Origin of the sequence: Novosphingobium sp. P6W (assembly GCF_000876675.2) — a bacterium.
Taxonomy (GTDB): Bacteria; Pseudomonadota; Alphaproteobacteria; order Sphingomonadales; family Sphingomonadaceae; genus Novosphingobium.
Genome location: NZ_CP030353.1, coordinates 291,164 through 315,712 on the forward strand (window position 1 = coordinate 291,164; position 24,549 = coordinate 315,712).

Here is a 24,549-nt window from a genome sequence, read left to right on the forward strand (position 1 = left end):
TCTTTGCCGCTACAGAAAACCGCAGATATCAGCCAAAAATAAGGGGTCTGCGCGCTTCCTGGGATGGCAATTTCTTCCAGTCCAGACCCGACAACAATGCCGTGCATTGCGGCCCGCTCAGGACCATCGTGCCGCCTTGCATGGGTGGCCAGTAAAACCTCCCACGGTCGAGCCATTTCGTCGCCATAACCGCGCCTGACCCGTCATGACGGACCAACTTCACCTTATCCGCGCCCTTGTTGCGGAACACGAAGACATCGCCCGCACAGGCATCATGCCCCAGCACGTGCGTCACCAGCCCCATCAACCGGTTAATCCCGGCTCTGAAGTCGACCGGCTGTGTCGCCACGAAGATCCGTACGCTTCCGTCGATCGGGATCATTCCCGGATCGCCGCCAGTACCGCGCGCAGGTGGTCCATCTCGACCGCGCCCATGATCCGAACCGTCACGTCTCGTACCACCAACTCCAAGCCGCCAGGTTCGAGTTGCTTCTCCTGAGCCAGCGTGACGGGTACGAACCGCAATTCCTCGACGGCTCCTGCTGCTCGCGCTTGCCGACGCCAATAGTGCAAAAGGCCAAGGCCGACGCCGTTATCGCGGGCGACCTGCGCCACAGTCATTCCTGGCACAAAGCTCTCAGCCAGAATGCGGTCGCGTACGTCATCCGGCCAACGCTCGTAGCGCCGACGTCCGGGCGGCAAACTGACGGTCAAACGCGCAGTTGTACTGTGCGACGCACACGTCAAACCGCCGTTTGCCCCTGCATCAATTTCATCCGACATTGCCCGATCTCCTCATCGTCTCGGGCGAGCCTAACCATCAGCAAGCTCTCGGAATACGTGGGGCGGGTGCAGCGGCTACGTTCCAACCAGCCGGGATGGACGGTCGCTCCGACTGCCCAGGCTCCTTTTCCTGAAACTGCCAACGGGACGGAAGGGCGTCCGCGTTCGGTCGATTGCGAACCATCCCGCTCCTCGATAAGGCCCAGGGCGGTAAGTTGCTGAGTGACCCGGGTAATGGTCGCGGTATTGATGCCAAGCTCGCGAGCCAGAACCATGCGCGGCGTGGGACCCTTGATGCGCAGTTCGACCAGAATGCGCTTCTGTGTTTCGGTCAGGGTGATTTCGGGAGCGATCAAAAGCCTCATATTGGCCCGATATAATTTTGCTGTGTCAACAAAATGAAAGCGTACCCGCGTTCCCAAGTTTAATGTCTGATGCCGCGGAACTGAATCCCGCTTCCGACAGCGAGAGCTTGGTCTGGGCCAGGCCCGACAATGCCCGACCAAGGCGCTGGCTGAGATAATTTATCGTAATTCAATCGATATTTTATCGCATCAATTAATAGCGTGGGCCGCTTGAGTGACAACTGGCAGTTTCAGAACCTCTATACTTCGCTCGTGCAGATGAGCGTCCAGAAGAATGCCCGTAGCGCCCTCCTCACCACGGCCACTCAAGAATGCCCGCACCTTGCGTTCGATCCAGTGGTATGTGTGTGCAAAGACAATACCGACTCCGATTGCAATGTTCAAAGCAATCCACGGTCGCGGACCGTGAAACAGCCGCATAACTAGCGACCAGACCTGACAGTGACTGAGATACATGAACATCGACGAACCGGCGATCTCAGATATTATCAATTTTGCCGCAGAAGGAACCCTGATTGAAGTCCCAAAAAGCAGCAAAGCCGAACCGGCCGATATATAGGCGCTGGCAGACGTAAATCCATGATGGTCTACTACAGCGACGCTCACAATCGCCATAGCCAGAACACGGTTTTGCATATCACGCGCGCTTGCCATCAACATACCGGCGGCGACCGTCCAAAAATACCAGATAGGTGTCCGATGGTAGATGTAGCTTGTATCCCAGATTTTTTCAGACACTGCACTTACTATAGTTGCTGCAAATAACAAAATAGTGCAGAAAACCATAGGTTTAATTTTCATAAATTTCCTTACGGCCGGAAACGAAATTATTGCAGCTACGATAATAATCAACTGAATGTATATTTCTGCAAAATAGTAATAAGCGACATGATATTGATGAGGGTCAAACCAATTCGATATAAGTAGCAACGGCTTAAGTTCGAATTTTCTCGACCAAAGTTGCATCACAATAGTCACTAAAACAGTCGGGACAGCAACACTCAGAGCAGTTCCAAATATCGTGCTTGTTTTTCCAGTCCGGCTGATTTCAGGCCACTGAAAACGCATGATGCTGTAGCCGCAAAGCATAAACAGAAAATACGCAGCACCCCAATTCTTGCTGTAAACAAATGTGTCGAAGTGCAGGGCAACTATGCAAATCATGAAGAACGCGCGCGTCAATATGGCTGCGTCCAAACTCAGCCACTTCCCTTTTTCAGTAGTTTCTACACTGCCATCCAATTGATCAATCGTCATTGATTCCCATTCTGCGGGCAGGGAGCCAAAGCGCCTCTCAAATCCGAGCGAGAACTGGATGTAGCTAAGCGAATCCCCTCCCATGCTTTCAAAGCTATCGTTTCGCCGGATACGCCGTCCGGGAAAAAATTCCCGAAAGAAATCCTCCACGTCGCAAGGCCATGCCTCAATCGCCCGATCCGCCGCAGTATCAACCCCCGCGGCTTTAGAACTTTCGACAAATTCATCGGTCAGGAGACGGCGCATTGGCTTTCCAGTCGCCGTCCGCGGAAGCGTCAAGTTGACCCTGACGTGCAGCGCATCTCCCACAACTACACCGAACTCTTTCAGGGCCTCTGCCGAAGCGGAATAAAGCTGATCGACGTTAAGGGCCGGCGCGTCCGTCGCAACCAGAACACCTTCACCACGAAGAGCGTCAGGCACCTTGGTAACGACGACCTTGCCGGCTTGCTCCAGAATCTCGCCAATACGTGCTTCAAGCATGTCGGGGCTAATCTTAATGCCGCCAGTATTTATTACGTCGTCTGCTCTGCCATCATAATAAAGGTGACCGTCCTTCATGTGACCCAGGTCACCGGTTTCCAACCAGCCATCGGGATCGCAAATGTCGATCAACGCATCTGTATCCACACGCCAACGGGCGACGTGCGGACCACGAATACGGATCCTTCCCTCAGCCGATATAGCCACCTCGGCTCCGCCGACGGTAATGCCGACGGACTCCAGGAGTTTATCAGGCACTTCCGAGATCTGTAGGAAGGTACTACGGGACGCTTCCGTGAGCCCATAATGCTGAACGATGCGGGCGTTGGGAAAAAGCTCGCGAACCTCGCGCTTTTCAGCACCAGTCATGTATTGCGAGCCAATTTCCAGCCAGCGGAGATTTTTGCCGGCATCCCCGATGACCGCTTTCGCTTTCAGCAATATCCGCAAAAGCGTAGGGACCGCAGACAAGGCGTTGACTTCACCTGACCCGAGCATTCGTGAAAGCTCAAGAGGGTCGAATCCACGGGGCGGCAGATATGATCGACCTCCTACCGCGCTGACTGCACGGACTCGGCCAATTCCAAAGCTGTAGGTAACCGGTACGCCAATATACTCGCGCACATCGGCGGTCAGCTCCATCTGGCTGATGATCCGCTCCGCTGTATCCGCAATATTTGCGTAAGTGAGGACGATGCCTTTAGGCTTGCCCTCAGTGCCCGATGTATAAGTAACTTGAGCTGGCATATCGTCGTAGATCAACGGGTGGTTTTCAACAAACCAGCCACATCCCTCATCCGGAGAAATGCAGCACTCAATATCCAACCCGGTCAACGTATTAGCGTGATTCTCATCGGCCACATTGATAAACGGCTTACGTTCTTCATTAAGCGCAAATACGTTTTCTATGTAAGACAGAGAGTTCCGCGTAACGAGTGCTACGGATGTCAACTTTTGTTGCCGCACTATGGAGCCTCGTGTTGATCGCCACCGGGGCGATTGTAATGAATACAGCACGAATCAGCCATGTAGACATAGCGCGACCAATGCAGCATTCCGAAGAATATTTCTGCTCATGATCTCAAGCAAGTAGTGAGAAATGCCCACCGAGAAGCTTGGTCGGAGGATGGGGGTTCATGGAGCGCCCCTGCCAAGCACCGATCCGGTTTGCGCGCTATGCGGCTTTCGGATCGTGGCTAGATAGCGAAGCCGGAGTGGTGCCGCTTCCACGCTCACCGTGTAGATGGAGCCAGGCACCATCTCGGGAGGGTTGAATGCGTCGCATCGCGAGACTTGAGCCGCGCGAGACACTCGCGGGCCCTGTCCAAGGCACTATGTTGAGGGCTTTGGCGCAGTTCGAGCGTTCACCTTTGACAACCTGCAGCGGGCCCTGCGCACTGTCTGCGACCTCCATCGCCGCGTCGGTCTCGCGCGCTTGCCACCTCTGCACCGACCCGCCACTGGTCGACCGCCGCATTCAGAGACAGGCGGATCAGATGGGCCAGAATGTTGGCGCTCGTGTAGCGCTTTCTCGTCTGGCTGAGCCCAATCCAAGCCGATGCCGCTGCCGCAGCCGCTCGCGGAAATCGGGATGAAGCTTTAGGAAGCGCTGGAGAAGCAGCAAAGAAATCACGGCAGGTCAGCCCCGCTCCTGCCCATACGTGCGAGTCAACCGCGCACGAACTAGATGGCAACGCCCACGCTGAGCGGCACAGCAAGCTAGATAGGCGCGGCGTGCAAGATTCAGCGTGCCACAGGTCGGCTAGACGAAGCTCGTCCAGGCTGGGCCTCCCGGCGAAGAACAGCTCCGGCTACGACTGCCGAGCAAGCCCCTGACCATCGAACCAGGGTTCTTGCCCGATCTGACGTTCGAGCGTCAGCATCGGAATGCACCCATGGCTCAGGAGCGGCGGCACACGCAAACCACATGCGCCGCCGCCCCCGAGGAGCCATGTCAATACTCTGACAGATCCAGTCCGAGGCTTAGAACTGGACGGACTTAGGGTCGATCACAGGAGCCTTCGGCGGAGCGAACTTGGTCAGATCGATCCCGACGACGGCTGCCTTGTATTCCTCGGTGCTCGGCGTCCGGCCGAGAATGGCCGAAAGTACCACGACCGGGGTCGAAGCCAGGAGCGATTCGCCCTTCTTCTCGGTGCTGTCCTCGACGACGCGGCCCTGGAACAGGCGGGTGGAGGTGGCGAGGACGGTGTCGCCCTTTTCCGCCTTCTCCTGATTGCCCATGCACAGGTTGCAGCCGGGACGTTCGAGATAGAGGATGTTCTCGTACTCGACGCGGGTGGAGGTCTTCGGCTTCACGTCATCGAATTCGAAGCCCGAGTACTTCTGGAGGATTTCCCAATCCCCTTCCGCCTTCAGCTCGTCGATGATGTTGTAGGTCGGAGCCGCGACGACGAGAGGTGCCTTGAACGAGACCGTACCTTCGGTCTTCTCGATGTTCTTGAGCATCTGCGCGACGATCTTCATGTCGCCCTTGTGCACCATGCACGAGCCTACGAAGCCCAGATCAACCTTCTTGGTGCCGCCGTAGTACGAAACCGGGCGGATCGTGTCGTGGGTGTAGCGCTTGGATACGTCGGCGTTGTTCACGTCGGGGTCGGCGATCATCGGCTCGTCGATCAGGTCCAGATCGACGACGACCTCGGCGTAGTAGTTCGCATTGGCGTCGGGAGCCAGGGCGGGCTTTTCGCCCGAACGAATCTCGGCGATGCGGGCATCGGCCTTGGCGATCAGGCCCCTGAGCGTGCCGGCGGCATTTTCCATGCCCTTGTCGATCATGATCTGGATGCGCGACTTGGCGATTTCCAGCGACTCGATCAGGGTTTCGTCCTGCGAGATGCAGATCGAGGCCTTGGCCTTCATCTCCGCAGTCCAGTCGGTGAACGTGAAGGCCTGGTCGGCCAGCAGCGTGCCAAGGTGGACTTCGATGATCCGTCCCTGGAACACGTTGTCGCCGCACTGCTTGAGCATCTGCGCCTGGGTGCCGTGGACCACGTCGCGGAAGTCCATGTGCGGCTGCATCGAGCCCTTGAACGTCACCTTGACCGACTGCGGGATCGGCATGGTCGCCTCACCGGTGGCCAGTGCCAGCGCCACGGTGCCGGAGTCCGCACCGAAGGCCACGCCCTTGGACATGCGGGTGTGGCTGTCGCCGCCGATGATGATCGCCCAGTCGTCCACGGTGATGTCGTTCAGCACCTTGTGGATCACGTCCGTCATCGCATGATAGACGCCCTTGGGATCGCGCGCGGTGATCAGGCCGAAGTTGTTCATGAAGGACATGAGCTTCGGGATGTTCGCCTGCGCCTTCTTGTCCCAGACGGATGCCGTGTGGCAGCCCGACTGATAGGCGCCGTCCACGATCGGCGAGATGACGGTAGCCGCCATCGCCTCAAGCTCCTGGGCGGTCATCAGGCCGGTGGTGTCCTGCGAACCGACGATGTTGACCTTCACGCGCACGTCCGAACCGGCGTGCAGCACCTTGCCCGGCGTTACGCCGACGGCGTTGCGGTTGAAGATCTTCTCTACCGCAGTCAGGCCCTGGCCTTCGGCAGTGAGTTCCTTGTTGGGGGCGTAGACCGGGGTCGCCTCGACGCCGAGGGTCTCTGCGGCGAAGGTCTGGAGCTTCTTGCCGAAGACGATGGCATAGGAGCTGCCGGCCTTCATGAACTCCATCTTCTGGGGCGTGAAGGCAGCGGCGATGTCGACCAGTTCGTTGCCGTTCTCGTCGCGCAGGGTCTTGCCCTTGACGTCGATCTTCAGGACGGTGCCGGTTTCGACCGAGAACGCCTGTTCAAGGACCGGATTGCCGTCATTGTTGATGATGGGCTTGCCGTCTTCGCCAATCTTCTTGACCCAGTTCTTCAGGTTGACGCCGATGCCGCCGGTCACGTCGACGGTGGTCGCGAAGATCGGCGAGATGCCGTTGGTGCCAGCGACGACGGGGGCGAAGTTGACGAAAGGCACGTAGGGGCTGGACTGCTTGCCGGTCCACAGCGCCACGTTGTTGACGCCGGACATGCGCGACGAACCAACGCCCATCGTACCCTTTTCGGCGATCAGCATCACGCGCTTGTCGGGGTGCTGGGCCTTCAGCGCCACGATCTGCTGCTGCGCTTCGGGGGTTATCATGCACTGGCCATGCAGTTCGCGGTCCGAGCGCGAGTGTGCCTGGTTGCCCGGCGAGAGCAGGTCGGTCGAGATATCGCCTTCGCCGGCGATGAAGGTGACGACCTTGATCTCGTCCTCGACCTCGGGGAGCTTGGTGAAGAATTCTGCCTTCGCGTAGCTTTCCAGCACGGCCTTGGCGACCGCATTGCCGGCCTTGAAGGCATCGCGCAGGCGGAACATGTCGGCGTCGTAAAGGAAGACCTGGGTCTGCAGAACTTCGCCCGCGCGCGCGGCGATCGCGGCGTCATCGCCAAGAGCGATGTCCAGCAGTACTTCGACCGAGGGGCCGCCCTTCATATGCGACAGCAGTTCGAGAGCGAAAGCGGGCGTGATTTCCGGGACGATGGTTTCGCCCAGGATGACCTGCTTCAGGAAGGCCGCCTTGACGACTGCCGCGCTGGTGGTGCCGGGCAGCGTGTTGTAGACGAGGAACTTGAGGGCATCGGCGCGGTGCGCGCTGCCGGCATCGGTTATGAGAGCGATGATTTCAGCGATCAGCTTGCCGTCGTCGATCGGCTTGGGAGCAAGCCCTTCAGCTTCGCGGGTTTTGATTTCGGCCAGGTAATCTTGATATACGCTCATCGTAATCCCAACATCATGAGGTGCACGGACCCGGATTCGGCGCTGCGTTCCGAAAACGTTGACCGGCGTGGAGACAGATGGCGTCCCGGTAAGCCAACCGGGCCTAGCTGGCAAGGCACCGAATGCCGACAAAAATGGCGTTTTGGATGCAACTTTGAGCAGTTGAGAATCGGTCGCAAGCGAGCGTGCCGAATCGGTATTATCGATAACGCCGATCCTTCAGGGGCAGGCCATTTGCGATTTGGACGATGACGGACTTCGGTTGAGTGCCCTGTCTGACGGCCACCGTCGGTTCGGGGAGGTCGGCCCAGGGGCTTTTTTAGGCTCTTTTGCAGCGCAGCAACGACCTGCCGCACGGAACTGTTGCTAATGACGAGTTTGCGAGTGCAAAGTGCACACTTGTGCTGCGATGCAGCATGGGCGAGAAAGCTGGTGCCTTTCAGGCATCCTCTCCCAAAACTTTCAAAGCCGGCCCTTGTGGTCGGCTTTCCTTTTTGCAGGAGCAGGCGACCATTGCGTATGGACCGCCATTCCATCGATTCCCGGGCTTTCGGCTACACTCGGCGTACCCCGGCAGAGAATGCGGCGTCAGCGCAGTGCCTTGATTACCGGTCATCGGCCACCACCATCAGGAGTAGACTATGAAAACCGGCAAGATCCAGATCGTGATCGTCGGTGGCGGTGCGGCAGGCCTCGAACTGGCCGCCAAGCTGGGTAGGCGCTACGGGCGAAAGCACCACGACATCATCCTCGTCGATCGCACCCGGACCCATATCTGGAAGCCCCTGCTTCACGAAGTCGCGACCGGCTCACTCGACGCCAACATGGATGAAGTGGGCTATCGCAGCCACTGCCACCGCTGGGGCTATCGCTATTTCTACGGCACGCTGGCGTCGATCGACCGCACGGCGCGCCAGGTCCACCTTGCCCCGGTCAACGACGACAAGGGCAAGGAAGTGGTGGCCGCTCATGCCATCCGCTACGACTATCTGGTCCTGGCCTATGGCTCGGTCACCAACGACTTCGGCACCCCCGGCGTCGCGGAAAACTGTACCTTCCTCGACAGTCACAAGCAGGCAGACGCTTTCCGCGACCGCCTTCTGGACCAGTGCCTGCGCGTTTCGCGCGCAATGACGGCCAGCCCGTCCGACAATGCGCGGGTGCGGATCGCCATCGTGGGCGGCGGCGCCACCGGCGTAGAGCTGGCGGCGGAACTCTTCAACGCAGCAGAAGCGCTAGGCTATTACGGGCTCGAGGTGTTCGACGGCAGCCGCCTGGAAGTGACCCTGATCGAGGCTGGTCCCCGCATCCTGCCCGCCCTGCCCGAGCGGCTTGCCGCCGCCGCGCACCATGAACTGGAAGCGCTGGGCGTCCGCGTGCTCACCGACACGCAAGTGACTGCCTCGACTGCGCACGGCATGGATACGCGTCAGGGGGAGGTCATAACGGCAGACCTTCAGGTCTGGGCCGCCGGCGTCAAGGCCGTGTCCATCGCCGGCGGGCTCGATGGGCTGGAACTTGCCCGATCGGGACAGGTCGTCGTGCACCCGACCCTGCAATCGATCACGGATGAACGCATATTCGCCATGGGGGATTGCGCCTTCTGCATGCTGCCCGGGGCGGACCGGCCAGTGCCGCCGCGCGCACAGGCCGCCCACCAGATGGCCGACGTGGTGTTCGACAATCTCAAGCGCCTCATGACGGACAAGGCCCCTGTCCCGTTCGTCTACAAAGACCACGGATCGCTGGTGTCGCTCAGCCGCTTCTCCACTGTCGGATCGCTGATGGGCAATCTGGTTGGCGGCAAGCTGGCGGTGGAAGGGCGGCTGGCCCGGTTCATCTACCTTTCGCTTTACCGGATGCATCTGATCGCCATCCACGGATGGATCAAGGGCGCGGCGCTGATCGCCGTGGGTCACGTCAACCGAATAGTTCGGCCGCGCCTGAAGCTGCATTGACCTCGCCTGCCGCGCCCCACGGCTCCATGGCATGAAAACTACGGATGAGTTCCTGGCGCGCGCTCGCAGTTCTGGGGTTGCGAAGCGCGCTGGGAGCCCAGACGAGGTAATAAGACATCAGTGGGTCTTCCATGGGCCCGGAAATGGCCCGCAGTCGCCCCTCCGCGATCTGGGATCGACAGAAATACTCGGGCATCACGGTCCAGCCATAACCGCTCATGGCAAGCGTTCGCAGTGCATGAAGATTGTGAGCCATGAAGGCGACCGGCTTGGTCCCGACCGTAATCGCTTGCCTGCTCGCCCAGAAATCTACCAGTGATCGTTCGAACGTGTGAGCAAGCAGCGGCTGCGATTGTAGCGCCGCTTCAAGATCGGCCGCCTTCTCGATCTCCGCAACAACGGCGGGTGCCGCCACCGCAAGCACGCGTTGGCGCAGCAGTTTTTCGCTGCGCAGGCGCTGGTCGTTCACTACGAAGCCCGAAATTCCGAGGTCGCACTGTCCATCGAGAAGCAACTGCTCAAGCTGGCCGGGACCGGCCGCATGAAGCCGCACTAACATTCCGCTGTCCAGCAGCGGCAGAAGGTGCGGCGTCACGAATTCAGAAAGAAAGTCGCTTTGGCCCACGATCTGGATCGTCCCGGCGAGTTCTTCCGACCGAACCCGCGCCGCTGCCAAAGCCATTTCAGCCGCATCGAGACGATCTCCAAGGTCCTTCGCCAGTTCATGCGCGGCTGCGGTTGGCACGACGCCCTGGTTGCGTCTTTCGAACAAGGATCGCCCGATCGTCCCCTCAAGCCCGGCGACATGCTGGGAGACGGCCGGCTGTGAAAGGTCGAGCGCGCGCGCTGCGGCACTGATCGAACCGTGGCGATACACTTCGATGAAAGTGCGCAAACGTTGCAAGGACATGTCGCTCCATAAATTATTTTATGGATATACGCCAATAGCATTGTGGGGCCTTTGCATCGCGATGCGATAAAGGCCGGCAACCATGACGGTGAGGTCTTAGCGGCCAGCACTCCATGCTTCCTGGCCGGATAACACGACCTGTGGGCATTGGCCCGATTATATTTTTTATGACCGCTGGGGTTCGCTTCGCCTTTGGCCTGCTGCCTCATCGTGGAGGTAGTTCGATGGATCAGGCAAGTGATCTCGCTTTCGAGGGAGCCGGGGAGATTTCCATCAGCATGACGCGCCGCGCCTTTGCAATCGGCACGGCGGTAAGCCTGATGCTCGCTGCGTGCCACGGAGCCGCGCCGTCACAGGCGGACGGCGCTGCAGACGCTCTCGCGGTGCCCGAGGATCCGGTGTTCCTTTCGCTGTCGCAGGCGATCACCGGTCATCCCGATCTCGACTCCGTGATCGCGGCAAGGACCGCCCAGGCGTTTCGTCAGCTCTTTCCGGAAGTCGCGGCGACGTTTGCGCCGCTCGCCGCGCTGGCCCGCCAGCACCCTGACCTTACCGCCCTGCTGGATGCTGCTACGCCGGCACAGCGCGAAGGAGCGCTGGCTGTCGTCGCCGCCTGGTACACCGGCACTGTCGGCACCGGAGTGACCGCGCAGGCCATCGCCTATGCCGACGCGCTGATGAACCGCCCGGTCGCGGATGCCTTGTTCCCGCCAACCTATCAGCTTGGCGGCCCCGCCTGGTGGACCGCCGCCCCGCCGCCGGTCGATGCCCGCAGCCACGCGGCCACCCCGGATGACGCCCAGCAAACCGCAGGAAAGTCGCACGTATGAAGGAAGTTGATTTCAACGGCGGCGATGCTGCCGCAGACGTCGTCATCGTCGGGTCCGGCGTGGTCGGCGCGCTGATCGCGGATCAGCTCGCAGGTGAAGGCCATGCCGTGCTCGTGCTGGAGGCCGGGCCCCGCCTCAACCGCGCAGACGTGGTGGAAAACTGGCGCAACTTCAGCTTCGAACGGCGGGCGGGCAACGATTTCCAGGGGCCCTATCCGCAATCCCCCCATGCCACCGCGCCGCTATATTGGCCGGCCAACGACTACATCCATCTGACCGGACCCGACGCCAAAGGCTTCAAGCAGGGCTACATTCGGGCAGTCGGCGGGACGACCTGGCACTGGGCGGCGTCCTGCTGGCGCCACCTGCCTGTCGACCTGACCATGCAGTCCACTTACGGCGTGGGCCGCGACTGGCCGATCAGCTACGACGATCTCGAACCCTACTATTGCCGCGCCGAGGAGGCGATGGGGGTCTCCGGTCCTCACGACCCGGCCCGCCAGTCCCCGCCGGAGCGCAGCCGGCCCTATCCTTCCGACATGGTACCCTGGGGTCATGGCGACACCACGTTCGCCGAAGTGGTGAACCCGCACGGCTACAACCTGGTGCCGATCCCGCAGGGCCGCATGGTGAAGCCCTGGAACGACCGCCCGGCCTGCTGCGGTAACAACAACTGCCAGCCGATCTGCCCGATCGGGGCGATGTACAACGGCATCCACTCGGTGGAATCGGCGGAGCGCAAAGGCGCCAGGGTCCTGGCAGAATCCGTCGTCTACAAGATCGACACCGACGAGAACAACCGCATCACCGCCGTCCACTGGTACGATGCCGACAAGGTCAGCCACAAGGCGACGGGCAAGACTTTCGTCATCGCCTGCAACAGCGTGGAAACCCCGCGCCTGCTCCTGCTCGCCGCGAACGCGCAAAATCCGCGCGGGATCGCCAACAGTTCCGATCAGGTCGGGCGCAACATGATGGACCATAGCGGCTTTCACTGCACGTTCCTGGCCGATCGCCCGATCTGGCTGGGCCGGGGGCCTGCCCAGTCCAGCTGCATGGTTGGCCCGCGCGACGGGGCTTTCCGGTCCGAATATTCGGCTAACAAGATCATCCTCAACAACATCAGCCAGATTCACGCCGCGACCAAAAAAGCGCTGTCGATGGGGCTGGTGGGCGAGGCGCTCGACACCGAGATTCGCCGCCGCGCCGCGCACGGCGTCGACCTGTCGATCAGCCTCGAGCCGCTGCCGAACCCCGCCAATCGGCTCACCCTGTCGAAGACCCGGCGCGACGGGCTGGGCCTGCCGTCCCCGGACATCGAGTACGAACTGGGCGACTATGCCCGCAAGGGATACGACAAGGCCTGCGAGCAGCTTGAACACATCGGCAAGCTGTTCAACGCCGAAGAATTCCACATCACCACCGACCTCAACGCCAACAACCACATCATGGGCGGCGTCATCATGGGCGCCGACAAGCGCGATTCGGTGGTCGACGGCGATTGCCGGACATACGATCATGCGAACCTGTGGTTGCCGGGGGGCGGGGCGATCCCCTCGGCCAGCGTCGTCAACTCCACCCTCACCATGGCGGCGCTGGGCATCAGGGCAGCCGATTCCATCTCGCGGGACCTCGCGGCATGAAGGCCCGGACCGTCCTCGCGGGCATGTTGCTCGCTTTGGCCCTGCCAATCGCCGCGCAGGCCCAACCTGCCAATGCGCAAACGCCGCCTGCCGCGCTGCCGCGCTTCACCCCGCAGGACGTCGAGCGCGGCCGCTATCTCGCGACCGCCGGTGACTGCGCCGCCTGCCACAATGCCCCGCAAGCCGAGGGCAAGGGCGACAACAACGGCAGCGCTGAAACGGGCGAAATGGCCGGCGGCTATCCGATCGTCTCTCCATTGGGCAGCATCTATTCCACCAACATCACCCCGTCGCGCAGTCACGGTATCGGCGCCTATTCCGAAGCGGAATTCAGCCGCGCCTTGCGCGAAGGCGTGCGCCGAGACGGTGCCCGCCTTTATCCGGCAATGCCTTATACCTCCTATTCCGGGCTGACCGACGCGGACGTTCATGCGCTTTACGCCTATTTCATGAGCGCGGTCCGCCCGATCGACCGCGCCGCGCCGGCTACCAGCCTGCCGTTTCCCTTCAACATCCGCACCTCCATGCGCTTCTGGAACGCGTTGTTCCTGAAGGGCGGGCCGGCGCAGGCAGACCCGGGCCACGATGCACAGTGGAACCGAGGCAGGTATCTGGCGGAAACACTGGGCCACTGCTCCACCTGTCACAGCCCGCGCGGCTTTCTGATGGAGGAAAAAAGCAGCGCCGCCTTTAGCGGTGGCCCGCTCGGCGCATGGTACGCGCCCAACATCACTTCCGACAAGGTGAGCGGCATCGGTGGCTGGTCGAAGCAGGAAATCGCGCAGTACCTTCAGACCGGACACGTCCCGGGCAAGGCGCAGGCCGCCGGTGACATGGCCGAGGCCGTGACCCACAGCTTTTCGCGCATGACCCGCTCCGACGTGGACGCCATCGCCGCCTACATTGCCGCCGTGCCTGCCGTCCATGACGCGGGCGACAAGCAGCCCGCCTATAGCTATGGCAAACCGGGCACATTCGAAGCCGACATTCGCGGCACGCAAGAGGCAAAGGGCCGGCAGGAAGGAGCCCGCCTCTACAGCGGCCTGTGCGCTGCCTGCCACGGCCGTGACGGTGATGGGTCGCCGGACGGCGTGATCCCTTCGCTTTATCACAACAGTACCGTCGGCGCCTCCCGCTCCAACAATCTGGTGGCCGTGATCCTGCACGGTGTCGACCGGACGGTCGGCGACCAGCACGTCATGATGCCAGGCTTCGGTGAGCGCTCGTTCGTCCAGCCCCTGACCGACCACCAGATCGCCTCGCTCGCCACGTTCCTGCGCGGCGCCTTCGGCCCCGGCGGTGACGTCACCGAAAAGCAGGTCGCCGTTGCCAGCGCGCAAAGCTCGCTCTCGATGATCCTGCTGATGGCCCGCACTGGGCTGGTCCTCGCCGCGCTTGTCCTGATCGGCATCGTCGGCTGGCGGCTTCGGCGCCCTAAAAGGCTACCTGCGGGGCAGCACCTTTCATGAAGTACCCTGGACCGATCCTCGCACTGCTCATCGGCGGCATTCCCTTCGCCGCTGCCGCGCAGACCGTGAATTACGCAGCGGACCAGCCGGTCACCACGGCGGCAGCTTCCCCGGAAGCGTCGCCCCCACCCGCTGCCGAGCCTCGGCAGCCAGCGAGCGCTCAGCCGCTGGACAGCGTCAAGCAGCAGCCACTGTTCGGCAACTGGGGCCTGCGCAAGCGGCTCGCCGCCGACGGCGTGACCCTGAACGCACGCTGGGTTGTCGAACCGGCAGTCAACACGCGCGGCTACCGGGGCAGCGGGCTCAACGTCGTCAGCCATCTCAACGTCGGCGCCGATCTCGATCTGGGCAAGCTGGGGATCGTCGACCACGGCACTGTGCGGGTAATCGTCACTGACCGCCTGGGCGACAGCACGAACAGCGCCCGTACCGGCGCCTATATCCAGAATCAGGCCTTCTACGGCCAGGGCAAGGACGTGCGCTTCAACGAACTGAGCTATGAACAGACGTTCCTGGACAGCCGGCTCAGCGTGAAGGCCGGTTTCTATTCGATGGGTAACGATTTCGGCAAGCTGCCCTACACCTGCAACTTCACCAACAACGGCAATTGCGGACACCCGCTGGGCCCCGTCTACAGCAGCGGCTGGCGCGACGACCCTACCGGACAATGGGGCGGCCGGATAAAGTGGAGCGATCGCAGCGGCTGGTACGTCCAGGCCGGCGCCTACGACGTCGCCACGGACCGTAACCAGGTCGGCCACGGCTTCGATTTCGGCTTCAGCGGCACAAAGGGCGCGTTTTTCCCGGTAGAGGCAGGCTACGTCCATGGCCGCACACCTTCCGACTATGCCGGGACTTACAAGATAACGGCCTATTACGAGACCTCGCGCGCCGCGCTTCAGGACGACGCCGCCCGGACCAAGAAGGGGCGCAGCGGTGCCATCATCCAGGCCGCACAGCAGATCTGGAAGCCCACGCCAGATACCGTGCGCGGCATTTCCGTGTTCGGCGTGGCGACCATCGCTGACAAGGACACTGGCCTAATCCCTGCCTACTACGAACTGGGATCGAGCTGGCGCGGCCCGCTGGCGAGCCGCCCGGACGACATCCTGAGCCTGAGCTGGACCAAGGCCAAGATCAACTCGCGCCTGGCACGGGTCGAGGAAATGGACGGAGATGAAGTCCAGACCAGCGAGGAGCTTTGGGAACTGAACTACGGCACACAAGTGGCGCCGTGGCTGCTGGTCCGCCCCGGCATCCAGTACGTCGTGCGCCCCGGCGGCTACGACAGCAGGCCTAATACGGTGGTATTCGTCTGGCACTTCCAGGCGACCCTGTGACGCTCCGAGAGCGGCCATCCGATAAATTGCATCGGGATGCAACCTGGCGGCCATAGCCATGTTAAGAATGTTGGCAACGCGGCTGGAGACTGGCCAAAGCTGGCCTAAGCCATTCGCCGCTCCCGCCCGATCAATACGAAGCAACGAGAGACATTTTTTCATGGACTATCGCCTGCTCGGCCGCTCCGGCCTCAAGATTTCCACGCTGACACTCGGCACCATGACCTTCGGCGGTCAGGGCGCCTTCGCCAAGACCGGCAATACCGACGTCGCAGGCGCACAGCGGCAGATCGACATGTGCATCGAGGCCGGCGTCAACAGCATCGACACCGCTGACATCTACTCAGCCGGCCTGTCCGAGGAGATCGTCGGCGAAGCGCTGGCCGGCGGCCGCCGCGAAAAGATGATCCTGGCAACCAAGGTGCGCTTCCCCACCGGCACCAAGGGCCCCAACGAATGCGGACTTTCACGGCACCACATCGTGCGCGCCTGCGAAGCCAGCCTGAAACGCCTGCGCACCGATCATATCGACTTGTACTGGTGCCATGAGTGGGACGGCCTGACGCCACTGGAGGAAACCCTCGCGGCACTCGAAGACCTGACCCGCGCCGGCAAGATCGGCTACGTCGGGGTTTCCAACTTCTCGGGCTGGCACGTCATGAAGATGATCGCTGCCGCCGAGCGCGAAGGCCTGATCCGTCCCGTCGGCCAGCAGATCCACTATACCCTTCAGGCGCGCGAAGCCGAATACGAATTGCTGCCGATCGGTATCGATCAGGGCATCGGCAGCGTCATCTGGTCCCCGTTGGCCGGCGGGCTGCTTTCAGGCAAATACCGGCGCGGCAAGCCTGAACCCGAAGGCACCCGCAAGGCCGCGAACTGGGACGAACCGCCGGTACGCGACATCGATGCGCTCTACGATATCGTCGAAACGCTGGTGGGAATTTCCGAAGCACGCGGCGATGCTACCCCGGCACAGATCGCCCTCGCCTAGCTGCTTACCCGCCCCTCCGTGTCCAGCCTGGTGATCGGCGCGCGCACCGAGGCGCAGCTCGAAGACAATCTCAAGGCCGCAGCGCTGACGCTGTCCACCGAGGAGATCGCCCAACTCGAAGCGGTGAGCCATCCGCCGCTGCTTTATCCCTACTGGCACCAGAAAAGTACCGCGTCCGACCGTCTCTCCGCCGCCGACCTCGCCCTGATCGCACCGCATCTGGAGTGATGGCGATGCAGGGGCGGTGCACACGCCCGCCGCCCCCGCATAACGAGCGGGACTTGCGCAAACCACCTTTCCTGGCGGCGCGGGGGACGATACGGCTGCCCAGTAAAGTGCGGGCTGGAAACGAGAACATCGGATGTCTGATCGACCAATAACGTCGCACGACGTGGCAAGGCTGGCGGGCGTATCCCAGTCCGCCGTCTCTCGCGCCTTCACGCCCGGCGCAAGCATTTCTCCTGCCCTGCGCGCCAAAGTTAAAGCCGCAGCAACGCGCCTGGGCTACCAGCCAAACCTGCTACCGCGCATGATGGTGCAGGGCCGCTCGGGCATCATCGCCCTGGTCATCGGCGGCGCCTACAACCCGTTTCATGCCGCGACGCTCGAAGCCTTTTCACGCGCGCTCCAGGACGCCGGCAAGCGGATCATGCTGGTGCAGGGCGAAAGCGACCGCGCCCTCGATGAAGTGGTCGGCGAACTCGTCGGTTACCGTGTGGACGGCGTCGTCAGTGCCCTGTCGATCCTGTCGCAGGATGCCGCAGATGCGATTTCGGCACATCGCATCCCGGTAGTCACGCTCAACTCGGGCATCATGACCGACTACATCCACGTCGTCGAGATCGATAACGCCGCCGCAGGCCGCGCCGCTGCCGACATGATGATCGCGCGCGGGGCGCGGCGCCTCGCCTACGTCGGTGCCGACAGCATCGCATCCCGGGCTCGCCAGCAGGGATACCGCGCCGCCATCGAGGCTGCAGGACTGCCCGCCCCGCTCTGCCTGTCCGGCGACCTCGATCACGGCGGCGGTCTGCTTGCAGGACGGGAGATGCTGGCGGCATCGCCGCGACCCGACGGCATCTTCTGCGTCAACGACCTGACAGCGATCGGGGTGATCGACGCCTTGCGCCTCGAAGGCGGGTTGGTCATTCCTGCCGATGCGCAGGTCGTGGGTTTCGATAACATCCCGGCCGCGCGTTGGCCCGCCTATGGTCTGACCACCATCGACCAGAACGTGGAAATCATGGCGAAACGCGCCGTCGAACTGCTGGAGGAACCAGTCAAGGAGGCCCGCAAGCCGACCGTCGTGGATTTCACTTTCACCGAAAGATGTACCACCCGTCCCTTGCCGTGAAATTTTTCCGAAAAATCATGCTCGAACGGCCTGTCACGAGGTTGCGTAAACGTGCTCAAGGACCATTGCCGCCGCGCCGCGCGCATAGGCGCTCTTGTCCGAAAACTTGAAGTGAAGTTTGGTCCGCCGCCGCAGGGCAGGGAACGTGTTCTGCTCCAAAGCGGCGAAGAAGGTGCCGCGCAGCCTGTCCATCATCGCCACCGGCGGGCCCAGGATGATGACAGCTTCCGGGTCCTGCATCGTGATGTGATTGGCCACTGCGATGCCCAGATAGTGGCTGGCCTGTTCGAGTACGGGCCAGATGTCGATTTCGGCGGCCGCATGTTCGCGCAGCAACTCGTCAAAGCAGGCGTTCATGCCGTCGTAGGACGGCGGCACGCGGCCCAGCCGCTCGCACGATTGCTCGATGATCGCCTGAACCGAACAATAGGCCTGAAGGCAGCCACGGGCCCCGCAGAAGCAGGTGCGTCCGACGTCAGGCACGATCTTGGTATGCCCGAACTCGGAAGCAATACCATGCGCGCCGCTGATCAGTTGTCCTCCCCTGTAGAGCGCTGCACCGATAGCAAGATCGACATTGATGAGCGTGAAATCACCGGCATGGGCCCCTGCCCCGTACCAATGCTCTGCGCGTGCCAGCAGGTTGATGTTGTTGTCGACCAGAGTGGGGATGCCCAGGGCGCGTGAAACGATGCCGCCGAAATCGCATGGCCCGGGCTCGTAGGTAACGATCTGTTCGACACTACCGGTCCGGCTGTCGACGATGCCGGGCAATCCCACTCCGATGCGAAAAATGTCTTCGCGCCGGACCTGCCAACCGGATATCGCATTCTCAAGCACCGCAGCGAATTGCCCGGCAAGATCTTCGATCCGCGTTGCCGTCTGGAGCTTTGCTGTCGAAACGCCCAGACTTTCGCCTCTCAGGTTGACGATTTCCGTCAAGGCATGGCCATCACCCGTTGCGGTTGTGCCAATTACGTACTTGCCGCTGGGATTGATCCGCAAATTGACGCGGGGGCGACCGCGTGAACTGGACGCGACTTTCTCCTCGATCACGATGCCGCGATTGACGAGATCAGCGGTGATGGCGGTGATCGTCCCCCCCGTCAGCCCCGTCAGTGCGACAAGGTCCGTACGGGCGACCGGCTCGCTCGCCCGCAACTTCTTGAGCAGGAGCAGACGGTTATATTCCTGATCCGAAAGACGCATGCACTTTCCATCGGCCAATTAATCCGCCCCGGCAATACCGATTTGGATCTATTTATTTTAGTCTCTAAAATTTTAACAAGACAAGCCCGTCCGAATCTGCCACCCCTAGGGCCCCAGCGCTTTCGACTGTCGCCAGAACGACAGCGGTTGCTGGGGAATGGAAAGGCAACCCGGAAACAATCCGCAGGTGCCATGCAGGGGAGAGAGCATGAAAAGGACCTTCGGATCCATCCGTCAGTGCGCGCTGATCGGCGTCTCGATGATCGCACTCGCACCAATAGCCGCACTCGCACAGGCCGCGCCTCAGGCTGGCCCGGATCAGGCTGGTGACGTGCCGCTGAGCGAGAAGGAAATTCAGGAGATCATCGTAACGGGCACCTTGCTGCGCGGCGTCGCGCCGGCCGGTTCGCAAACGGTCTCTCTCGATGCGCAGGCGATTACGTCAGTGGGCGCCAACTCCACCGCACAGCTCCTCGCCAGCGTTCCCCAGACCGCCTCGTACGATTCCGCGCCCATCGTATCGGCCATTAGTTCGAGCCAGATCACCATCAACCGGCCGAACCTGCGCAACCTTCCGGGGACGTCGGGCGGGGGATCATCGACCCTGATCCTGGTCGATGGCCATCGCCTGCCCGGCATGGGCGTCCGCCAGACCGTTCCCGATCCTGATGCGATCGCGCCCGGCGCCATCGAGCGGGTCGAGATCGTGCTGGACGGCGGCTCGTCGATCTACGGCGCCGATGCTGTCGGCGGCGTCATCAACTTCATCACGCGCAAGCGCTTCGATGGCATCGAGGCGAAGGCCCGCTATGGCTTTGCGGACGACTATCAGTCCCTCAACGCCGATGTCACCGTCGGCAAGACCTGGGACACCGCCTCGGTCTATGTCAGCTATGACTATGCCTGGCACGACTCGCTTTATGGCCGCGACCGCGATTACGTGCGCCGTCTCGACTACACGAACGGGCTTCCCTTCGACCTCACCTGCGGCGCGGGCAATGTCTCTATCGGAGCAGCGGTCTACGCCCTGCCCGGCCTGACGCGTGGGACCGGCAACCGCTGCGATGTCAGCGATGCCCGCACATTCTATCCCAGCGAAGAGCGGCATTCGGTTTTCGCGGGGCTTTCGCTCGACTCCGGCGGTCCGATCACGTTCGACGTGCGCGCGTTCTACATGAACCGCGTCAACAAGGGTGACGGCGGACCGATCACCGCCACCGCCACGATCGCGCCGATCAACCCCTTCGTCCCCGGCACGGTGTTCAATCCCTATTACCGCAATACCGGGGACGCCAACAGCTTCCAGGCCCAGTCGGTCTCGATGGACTTTTCCTCGGTCCTGGGCGCGCGCACCAGCCAGCGTACAGCGCTTGAGACCTGGGGCATCACGCCGTCCATGTCGGCGGATCTTGGCAGCGGCTGGCAGCTGCGCTGGCTGGGTAACTACGGGCGGGGCCGTTCCGAGGTGATGAACCAGAAGATCGATGACGGTACGCTCTCCACACTGGTGCTGACGGGCAACTTCGATCCCTACAACCTGTCGAACCCCGCCAATTCCGCAGTCCTGCCGCTCGTCTCCAATTTTCTCGACTATGGCCTGGGCAAGAACGAGATGATCAACACCCGCGTGGTCGTCGACGGCAGTCTGGCCCATCTCCCCGGCGGCGACGTCAAGATCGCGGTCGGCGGCGAATACAGCTACGAAAAGTACGAGTCCCGGATCGACGGCACCGTCAGCGCGAGCACGGTGGCCGATCTTCCGTTGACCAACTCCAGCAGGCGCATTGCCGCCGTCTTCGGCGAGGTTCAGGTCCCGGTGTTCGGGGACGGCAACCGCAGCGCAGGAATGTACTCGCTGAGCCTTTCGGCATCGGGACGCTACGACCATTACAGCGACTTCGGCGGGACCTTCAATCCCAAGTTCGGACTGACTTACGAGCCGCTCGAAGGCGTGAAACTGCGCGGGAGCTGGGGCAAATCGTTCCAGGCCCCCAGCCTGGCGGACGGCGCCGACGCCGCACCGGCGACGATCTTCGCCTTCCCGTTCATCCTTTTCGCCAACCCTGCGGTGGCGCCCCTGCCCGGCCAAGCCCAGATCTTCCTGGGCGGCGGCGGCAACAACCTAAAGCCGCAGAAGGCCAAGACCTGGTCGGCCGGTTTCGAGATCGCCCCGCCCTCGCTGCCAGGGTTCGTCGCCTCGCTCAATTACTACAATATCCGGTTCAAGGACCTGATCGACATTCCCCCAGTGTTCAACCCCTCGGTCTTCTACACCTTGTTCACCGGCAACTACGTCATGAACCCGACCATCGCGCAAGTGAACACGCTGGCATCGCAAGTGCCCGACGGGCTTGCGGCGGTTTCCCCTTACACCGTCACGCCAGGACAGGTCTATTCGATCGCGGATGGCCGCCGCACCAACCTTGCCGCAGTCAACACCGATGGCCTGGACTTCGCGCTGGCCTACGACCAGTCCACCGGCTTCGGCTCGGTTTACGTGCAGGTGAACGGCAACTACGTCCTCAACCGCAAGGAGCAATCCGTTGCGGGCGCAGCCTTCGTCGATACGGTCAAGGCGCAGACCCGCTTCATCGTCTCGAGCACGCTGGGAACCAACATCGGCAACTTGCGGGCCCAGGCCACCTGGCGCCACCTTGGCGGATGGAACGTCGCCCCGCTTGCATCGAACCTGAACCAGTCGCGGATCAAGGCCTACGACACCATCAACCTGTTCGCCCAGTACGACTTCAAGGGCAGCGGCCTGATGGAAAACCTAGCGCTGACTTTCAATGTCGACAATCTGTTCGACAAGGACCCGCCGCCATACAATGGCTCGCTGAACTCGCTGGATGGCTATGCTGTCACCAGCATCGGGCGTGTGTTCCAGTTCGGCATCAGCAAGAAATTCTGACTTACGCAAAGTGCGTCGCAGCCTGATCCGACAGGCACCGACGACCCACTGCACTATCCTGAAAATACGGAGCTTTTCATGAAACGCGCCTGCGACAAGACCGAAACCAACGACAGAACCGCCACATACCTGAAGCTCGCGTTCGTCTCCGCCGCGATCCTCGGGTCCTCCGCCGCGCAGGGATCGACGGCCGATGCAGTGACCAAGCCGACCGCGACTTCCGCCGCCAACGCCTCCAATCCCGCTCCCGACCCTCTGTTCGCGCAGCCCTACATCGACGTGGACGAATGGCGCGATGCGCCGGTTCGCCACCGCTACGTGCACGGCGGGTTCAAAGGCACCGACACGCGCTTCTCGTTCTATCTGCCGCCCAAGGAGCAGTACCAGGGCCGGTTCTTCCAGCACTTCACGCCCGCTCCAGACAACGAGAACCTGGCCCAACAACCGACGTCGCCGGCCAATGACAAGATCGCCTTCTCGATCGGCAGCGGCGGATACTTTGTAGAGACTAATGGCGGCGGTCCGGCGGTGGCCGGCTTCGGGTCCAAGGACCCGACGATCGGCGCCTACCGCGCCAATGCCGCAGCGGCCCAGTATTCCCGCGTGGTCGCCTTGCAGATGTACGGCGGCAAACGGCCATACGGCTATGCTTATGGCGGCAGCGGCGGCGCCTACCGCACTGTCGGCTCGATGGAGAACACGCGCGGCGTCTGGGACGGTGCGGTCCCGCATGTCCTGGGTTCGAGCATGGCGATCCCCAACAGCTTCACGATACGCATGCATGCGATGCGTCTGCTGGCCGACAAATTCCCCCAGATCGTCGATGCCATGGAGCCGGGCGGCAGCGGCGATCCCTATGCCGGACTGAACACCGAACAGGCCGCAGCGCTTCACGAAGTGACGCGCATGGGATTTCCGCTGCAATCATGGTTCGGATGGAAGACGATGGGCATCCACGGCTTCGCGGCGCTCTACGGCGGCGTGGTCATGGCCGACCCGGGCTACTTCACCGACTTCTGGACCAAACCTGGATACTACGGCTTTGACCACCCCGAAAGCTTCGTGGGCTACCGGATGCAGCACAAGGCGACGATCGCCGCGCTGGTGACCGGCGCGGACGCCCAGCGCCAGAAGCTCGAAACGAGCGTCACCAACGGCAAGACCAAGGGCAACGTCGACGATAGTTTCGCGGCCATGCAAGGCAAGGAGGCGCAATATGTCGTCGCCGTGCGCCTCTCGTCGACGCCTCCGGCCATCCAGTTCCTCGGCGGCGACCTTATCGTCCTGTCCGGCGCAGCCAAGGGGGCGCGGCTGACCCTGAGCCGGATCGAGGGCGACACCGCCGTGTTCGGGATCGTCGATCCCACGGTGGCCGCGAAGCTGGCCAACGGCGACGAGGTGCAGGTCGACAACAGCAACTTCCTGGCCGCGCAGACCTACCATCGCCACCAGGTGCCGGGACCTGAATTCAAGGTCTGGGACCAGTTCCGCGGGCCGGACGGCAAGCCGATCTATCCGCAGCGCCCGATGCTGCTGGGCCCGCTCTTCACCAAGGCCACGGCAGGCTCGGTTCCGGAAGGCAACTTCGAGGGCAAGATGATCCTCGTCGAATCCCTGTGGGACCGCGAGGCCTATCCCTGGTCGGCCGACTGGTACCGTGCGCGGGTCGAAAAGCACTTCGGCGCGAAAGCCGACGATCATTTCCGCCTATGGTTCACCGACCACGCCCTGCACGGTGACAGCGATACGCAGGAGGATGCGATCCATACCGTCAGCTATGTGCCCGTCCTCAACCAGGCACTGCGCGACGTGGCGCTCTGGGCGGAAAAGGGCATCGCCCCGCCGGCCTCGACGAGCTACCGATACGATGACGGCCAGATCATCGTACCGCCAACCGCTGCGGCGCGCCGCGGCATCCAGCCGGTGGTCTCGCTCAAGGCCAATGGCGGCGAGCGTGCGGATATCAGCGCCGGCCAGACCGTGACGTTCAAAGGCACGATCGAAGTACCACCGGGCGCCGGCACCATCATCGCGGCGGAATGGGATTTCGAAGGCGCGGGCACCTTCACCGGCCAGTCCGAAGTCAAGCCGAACGCCAGGACTGCCACCGTCACCATCACGCACAAGTTCGACACGCCGGGCACGTACTTCCCTGCGCTGCGCGGCATCTCCCAACGCGATGGCGACAGGAAGACCGCATTTGGCCGTATCCAGAATCTCGGAAGGGTTCGCGTGACCGTCAAATGACGCGCTCGGGGAAGCTAGGTAAA

The 24,549-nt window shown here is 62.0% G+C and carries 15 protein-coding genes and 1 pseudogene; 9 read left to right on the forward strand and 7 right to left on the reverse strand.

What is annotated here, in order from left to right:
* Positions 1-28: 28 nt before the first annotated feature.
* The 5 genes from tnpB to TQ38_RS17780 all read right to left on the reverse strand — a co-directional run bounded on the left by tnpB (position 29) and on the right by TQ38_RS17780 (position 7,661).
* Positions 29-382, reverse strand: coding sequence for an IS66 family insertion sequence element accessory protein TnpB (tnpB, locus tag TQ38_RS17760; RefSeq protein WP_043973229.1), 354 nt, complete (start codon positions 380-382; stop codon positions 29-31).
* Positions 379-783: a transposase gene (locus tag TQ38_RS17765; protein WP_082057586.1), complete on the reverse strand. Its 405-nt coding sequence runs from the start codon at positions 781-783 to the stop codon at positions 379-381. Before TQ38_RS17765 ends, tnpB begins: the two co-directional genes overlap by 4 nt.
* Positions 744-1,205, reverse strand: coding sequence for a helix-turn-helix domain-containing protein (locus TQ38_RS17770; RefSeq protein WP_240198125.1), 462 nt, complete (start codon positions 1,203-1,205; stop codon positions 744-746). Before TQ38_RS17770 ends, TQ38_RS17765 begins: the two co-directional genes overlap by 40 nt.
* 132 nt (positions 1,206-1,337) lie before the next feature.
* Positions 1,338-3,749, reverse strand: a complete 2,412-nt coding sequence (locus TQ38_RS17775; protein ID WP_240198126.1) for an AMP-binding protein — start codon at positions 3,747-3,749, stop codon at positions 1,338-1,340.
* Between the two features lie 1,122 nt (positions 3,750-4,871).
* Positions 4,872-7,661, reverse strand: coding sequence for a bifunctional aconitate hydratase 2/2-methylisocitrate dehydratase (locus tag TQ38_RS17780; RefSeq protein ID WP_043975118.1), 2,790 nt, complete (start codon positions 7,659-7,661; stop codon positions 4,872-4,874).
* A 641-nt stretch (positions 7,662-8,302) separates the two neighbouring features.
* Here TQ38_RS17780 and TQ38_RS17785 point away from each other — a divergent pair.
* Entirely contained in the window at positions 8,303-9,619 is a 1,317-nt protein-coding gene (locus TQ38_RS17785; protein WP_043975120.1) for an NAD(P)/FAD-dependent oxidoreductase, read from the forward strand.
* On the opposite strand, the gene TQ38_RS17790 is transcribed toward TQ38_RS17785, so the two are convergent.
* Positions 9,582-10,529, reverse strand: coding sequence for a LysR family transcriptional regulator (locus TQ38_RS17790; RefSeq protein WP_082057661.1), 948 nt, complete (start codon positions 10,527-10,529; stop codon positions 9,582-9,584). The two genes, TQ38_RS17785 and TQ38_RS17790, sit on opposite strands and share 38 nt — an antisense overlap.
* Before the next feature lie 224 nt (positions 10,530-10,753).
* Between TQ38_RS17790 and TQ38_RS17795 the strand changes: the two genes are divergently transcribed.
* From TQ38_RS17795 to TQ38_RS17820, 6 genes and pseudogenes are all read left to right on the forward strand, one after another.
* Entirely contained in the window at positions 10,754-11,359 is a 606-nt protein-coding gene (locus TQ38_RS17795; protein WP_205316160.1) for a sugar dehydrogenase complex small subunit, read from the forward strand.
* Positions 11,356-13,002, forward strand: a complete 1,647-nt coding sequence (locus tag TQ38_RS17800) for a GMC family oxidoreductase (RefSeq protein ID WP_113941989.1) — start codon at positions 11,356-11,358, stop codon at positions 13,000-13,002. Before TQ38_RS17795 ends, TQ38_RS17800 begins: the two co-directional genes overlap by 4 nt.
* Complete coding sequence (locus TQ38_RS17805; RefSeq protein ID WP_043978172.1) at positions 12,999-14,471, forward strand: cytochrome c; 1,473 nt, start codon at positions 12,999-13,001, stop codon at positions 14,469-14,471. The genes TQ38_RS17800 and TQ38_RS17805 overlap by 4 nt, the downstream gene beginning before the upstream one ends.
* On the forward strand, positions 14,468-15,811 hold the full coding sequence (locus tag TQ38_RS17810; protein WP_052505897.1) for a carbohydrate porin: 1,344 nt from the start codon (positions 14,468-14,470) through the stop codon (positions 15,809-15,811). Before TQ38_RS17805 ends, TQ38_RS17810 begins: the two co-directional genes overlap by 4 nt.
* Before the next feature lie 160 nt (positions 15,812-15,971).
* Positions 15,972-17,033, forward strand: a pseudogene (locus TQ38_RS17815) (aldo/keto reductase).
* A gap of 133 nt (positions 17,034-17,166) precedes the next feature.
* A complete protein-coding gene (locus tag TQ38_RS17820) occupies positions 17,167-18,159 on the forward strand; it encodes a LacI family DNA-binding transcriptional regulator (protein WP_082057857.1) in 993 nt (330 codons plus the stop codon).
* A 33-nt stretch (positions 18,160-18,192) separates the two neighbouring features.
* On the opposite strand, the gene TQ38_RS17825 is transcribed toward TQ38_RS17820, so the two are convergent.
* Positions 18,193-19,368, reverse strand: a complete 1,176-nt coding sequence (locus TQ38_RS17825; protein ID WP_043978173.1) for an ROK family protein — start codon at positions 19,366-19,368, stop codon at positions 18,193-18,195.
* A gap of 208 nt (positions 19,369-19,576) precedes the next feature.
* Between TQ38_RS17825 and TQ38_RS17830 the strand changes: the two genes are divergently transcribed.
* Together TQ38_RS17830 and TQ38_RS17835 are read left to right on the forward strand one after the other, a co-directional pair.
* On the forward strand, positions 19,577-22,279 hold the full coding sequence (locus TQ38_RS17830; RefSeq protein WP_043978174.1) for a TonB-dependent siderophore receptor: 2,703 nt from the start codon (positions 19,577-19,579) through the stop codon (positions 22,277-22,279).
* A 78-nt stretch (positions 22,280-22,357) separates the two neighbouring features.
* Positions 22,358-24,526 (forward strand): hypothetical protein, encoded by a 2,169-nt coding sequence (locus TQ38_RS17835; RefSeq protein WP_240198127.1) that lies wholly within the window; start codon positions 22,358-22,360, stop codon positions 24,524-24,526.
* Positions 24,527-24,549 lie beyond the last annotated feature (23 nt).

What these genes read in the sequence shown, in the direction of transcription:
- tnpB (WP_043973229.1), bottom strand. Translation starts at nt 382, where the DNA reads ATGATCCCGATCGACGGAAGCGTACGGATCTTCGTGGCGACACAGCCG.
- TQ38_RS17765 (WP_082057586.1), bottom strand. Translation starts at nt 783, where the DNA reads ATGTCGGATGAAATTGATGCAGGGGCAAACGGCGGTTTGACGTGTGCG.
- TQ38_RS17780 (WP_043975118.1), bottom strand. Translation starts at nt 7,661, where the DNA reads ATGAGCGTATATCAAGATTACCTGGCCGAAATCAAAACCCGCGAAGCT.
- TQ38_RS17785 (WP_043975120.1), top strand. Translation starts at nt 8,303, where the DNA reads ATGAAAACCGGCAAGATCCAGATCGTGATCGTCGGTGGCGGTGCGGCA.
- TQ38_RS17790 (WP_082057661.1), bottom strand. Translation starts at nt 10,529, where the DNA reads ATGTCCTTGCAACGTTTGCGCACTTTCATCGAAGTGTATCGCCACGGT.
- TQ38_RS17795 (WP_205316160.1), top strand. Translation starts at nt 10,754, where the DNA reads ATGGATCAGGCAAGTGATCTCGCTTTCGAGGGAGCCGGGGAGATTTCC.
- TQ38_RS17800 (WP_113941989.1), top strand. Translation starts at nt 11,356, where the DNA reads ATGAAGGAAGTTGATTTCAACGGCGGCGATGCTGCCGCAGACGTCGTC.
- TQ38_RS17805 (WP_043978172.1), top strand. Translation starts at nt 12,999, where the DNA reads ATGAAGGCCCGGACCGTCCTCGCGGGCATGTTGCTCGCTTTGGCCCTG.
- TQ38_RS17810 (WP_052505897.1), top strand. Translation starts at nt 14,468, where the DNA reads ATGAAGTACCCTGGACCGATCCTCGCACTGCTCATCGGCGGCATTCCC.
- TQ38_RS17820 (WP_082057857.1), top strand. Translation starts at nt 17,167, where the DNA reads ATGTCTGATCGACCAATAACGTCGCACGACGTGGCAAGGCTGGCGGGC.
- TQ38_RS17825 (WP_043978173.1), bottom strand. Translation starts at nt 19,368, where the DNA reads ATGCGTCTTTCGGATCAGGAATATAACCGTCTGCTCCTGCTCAAGAAG.
- TQ38_RS17830 (WP_043978174.1), top strand. Translation starts at nt 19,577, where the DNA reads ATGAAAAGGACCTTCGGATCCATCCGTCAGTGCGCGCTGATCGGCGTC.
- TQ38_RS17835 (WP_240198127.1), top strand. Translation starts at nt 22,358, where the DNA reads ATGAAACGCGCCTGCGACAAGACCGAAACCAACGACAGAACCGCCACA.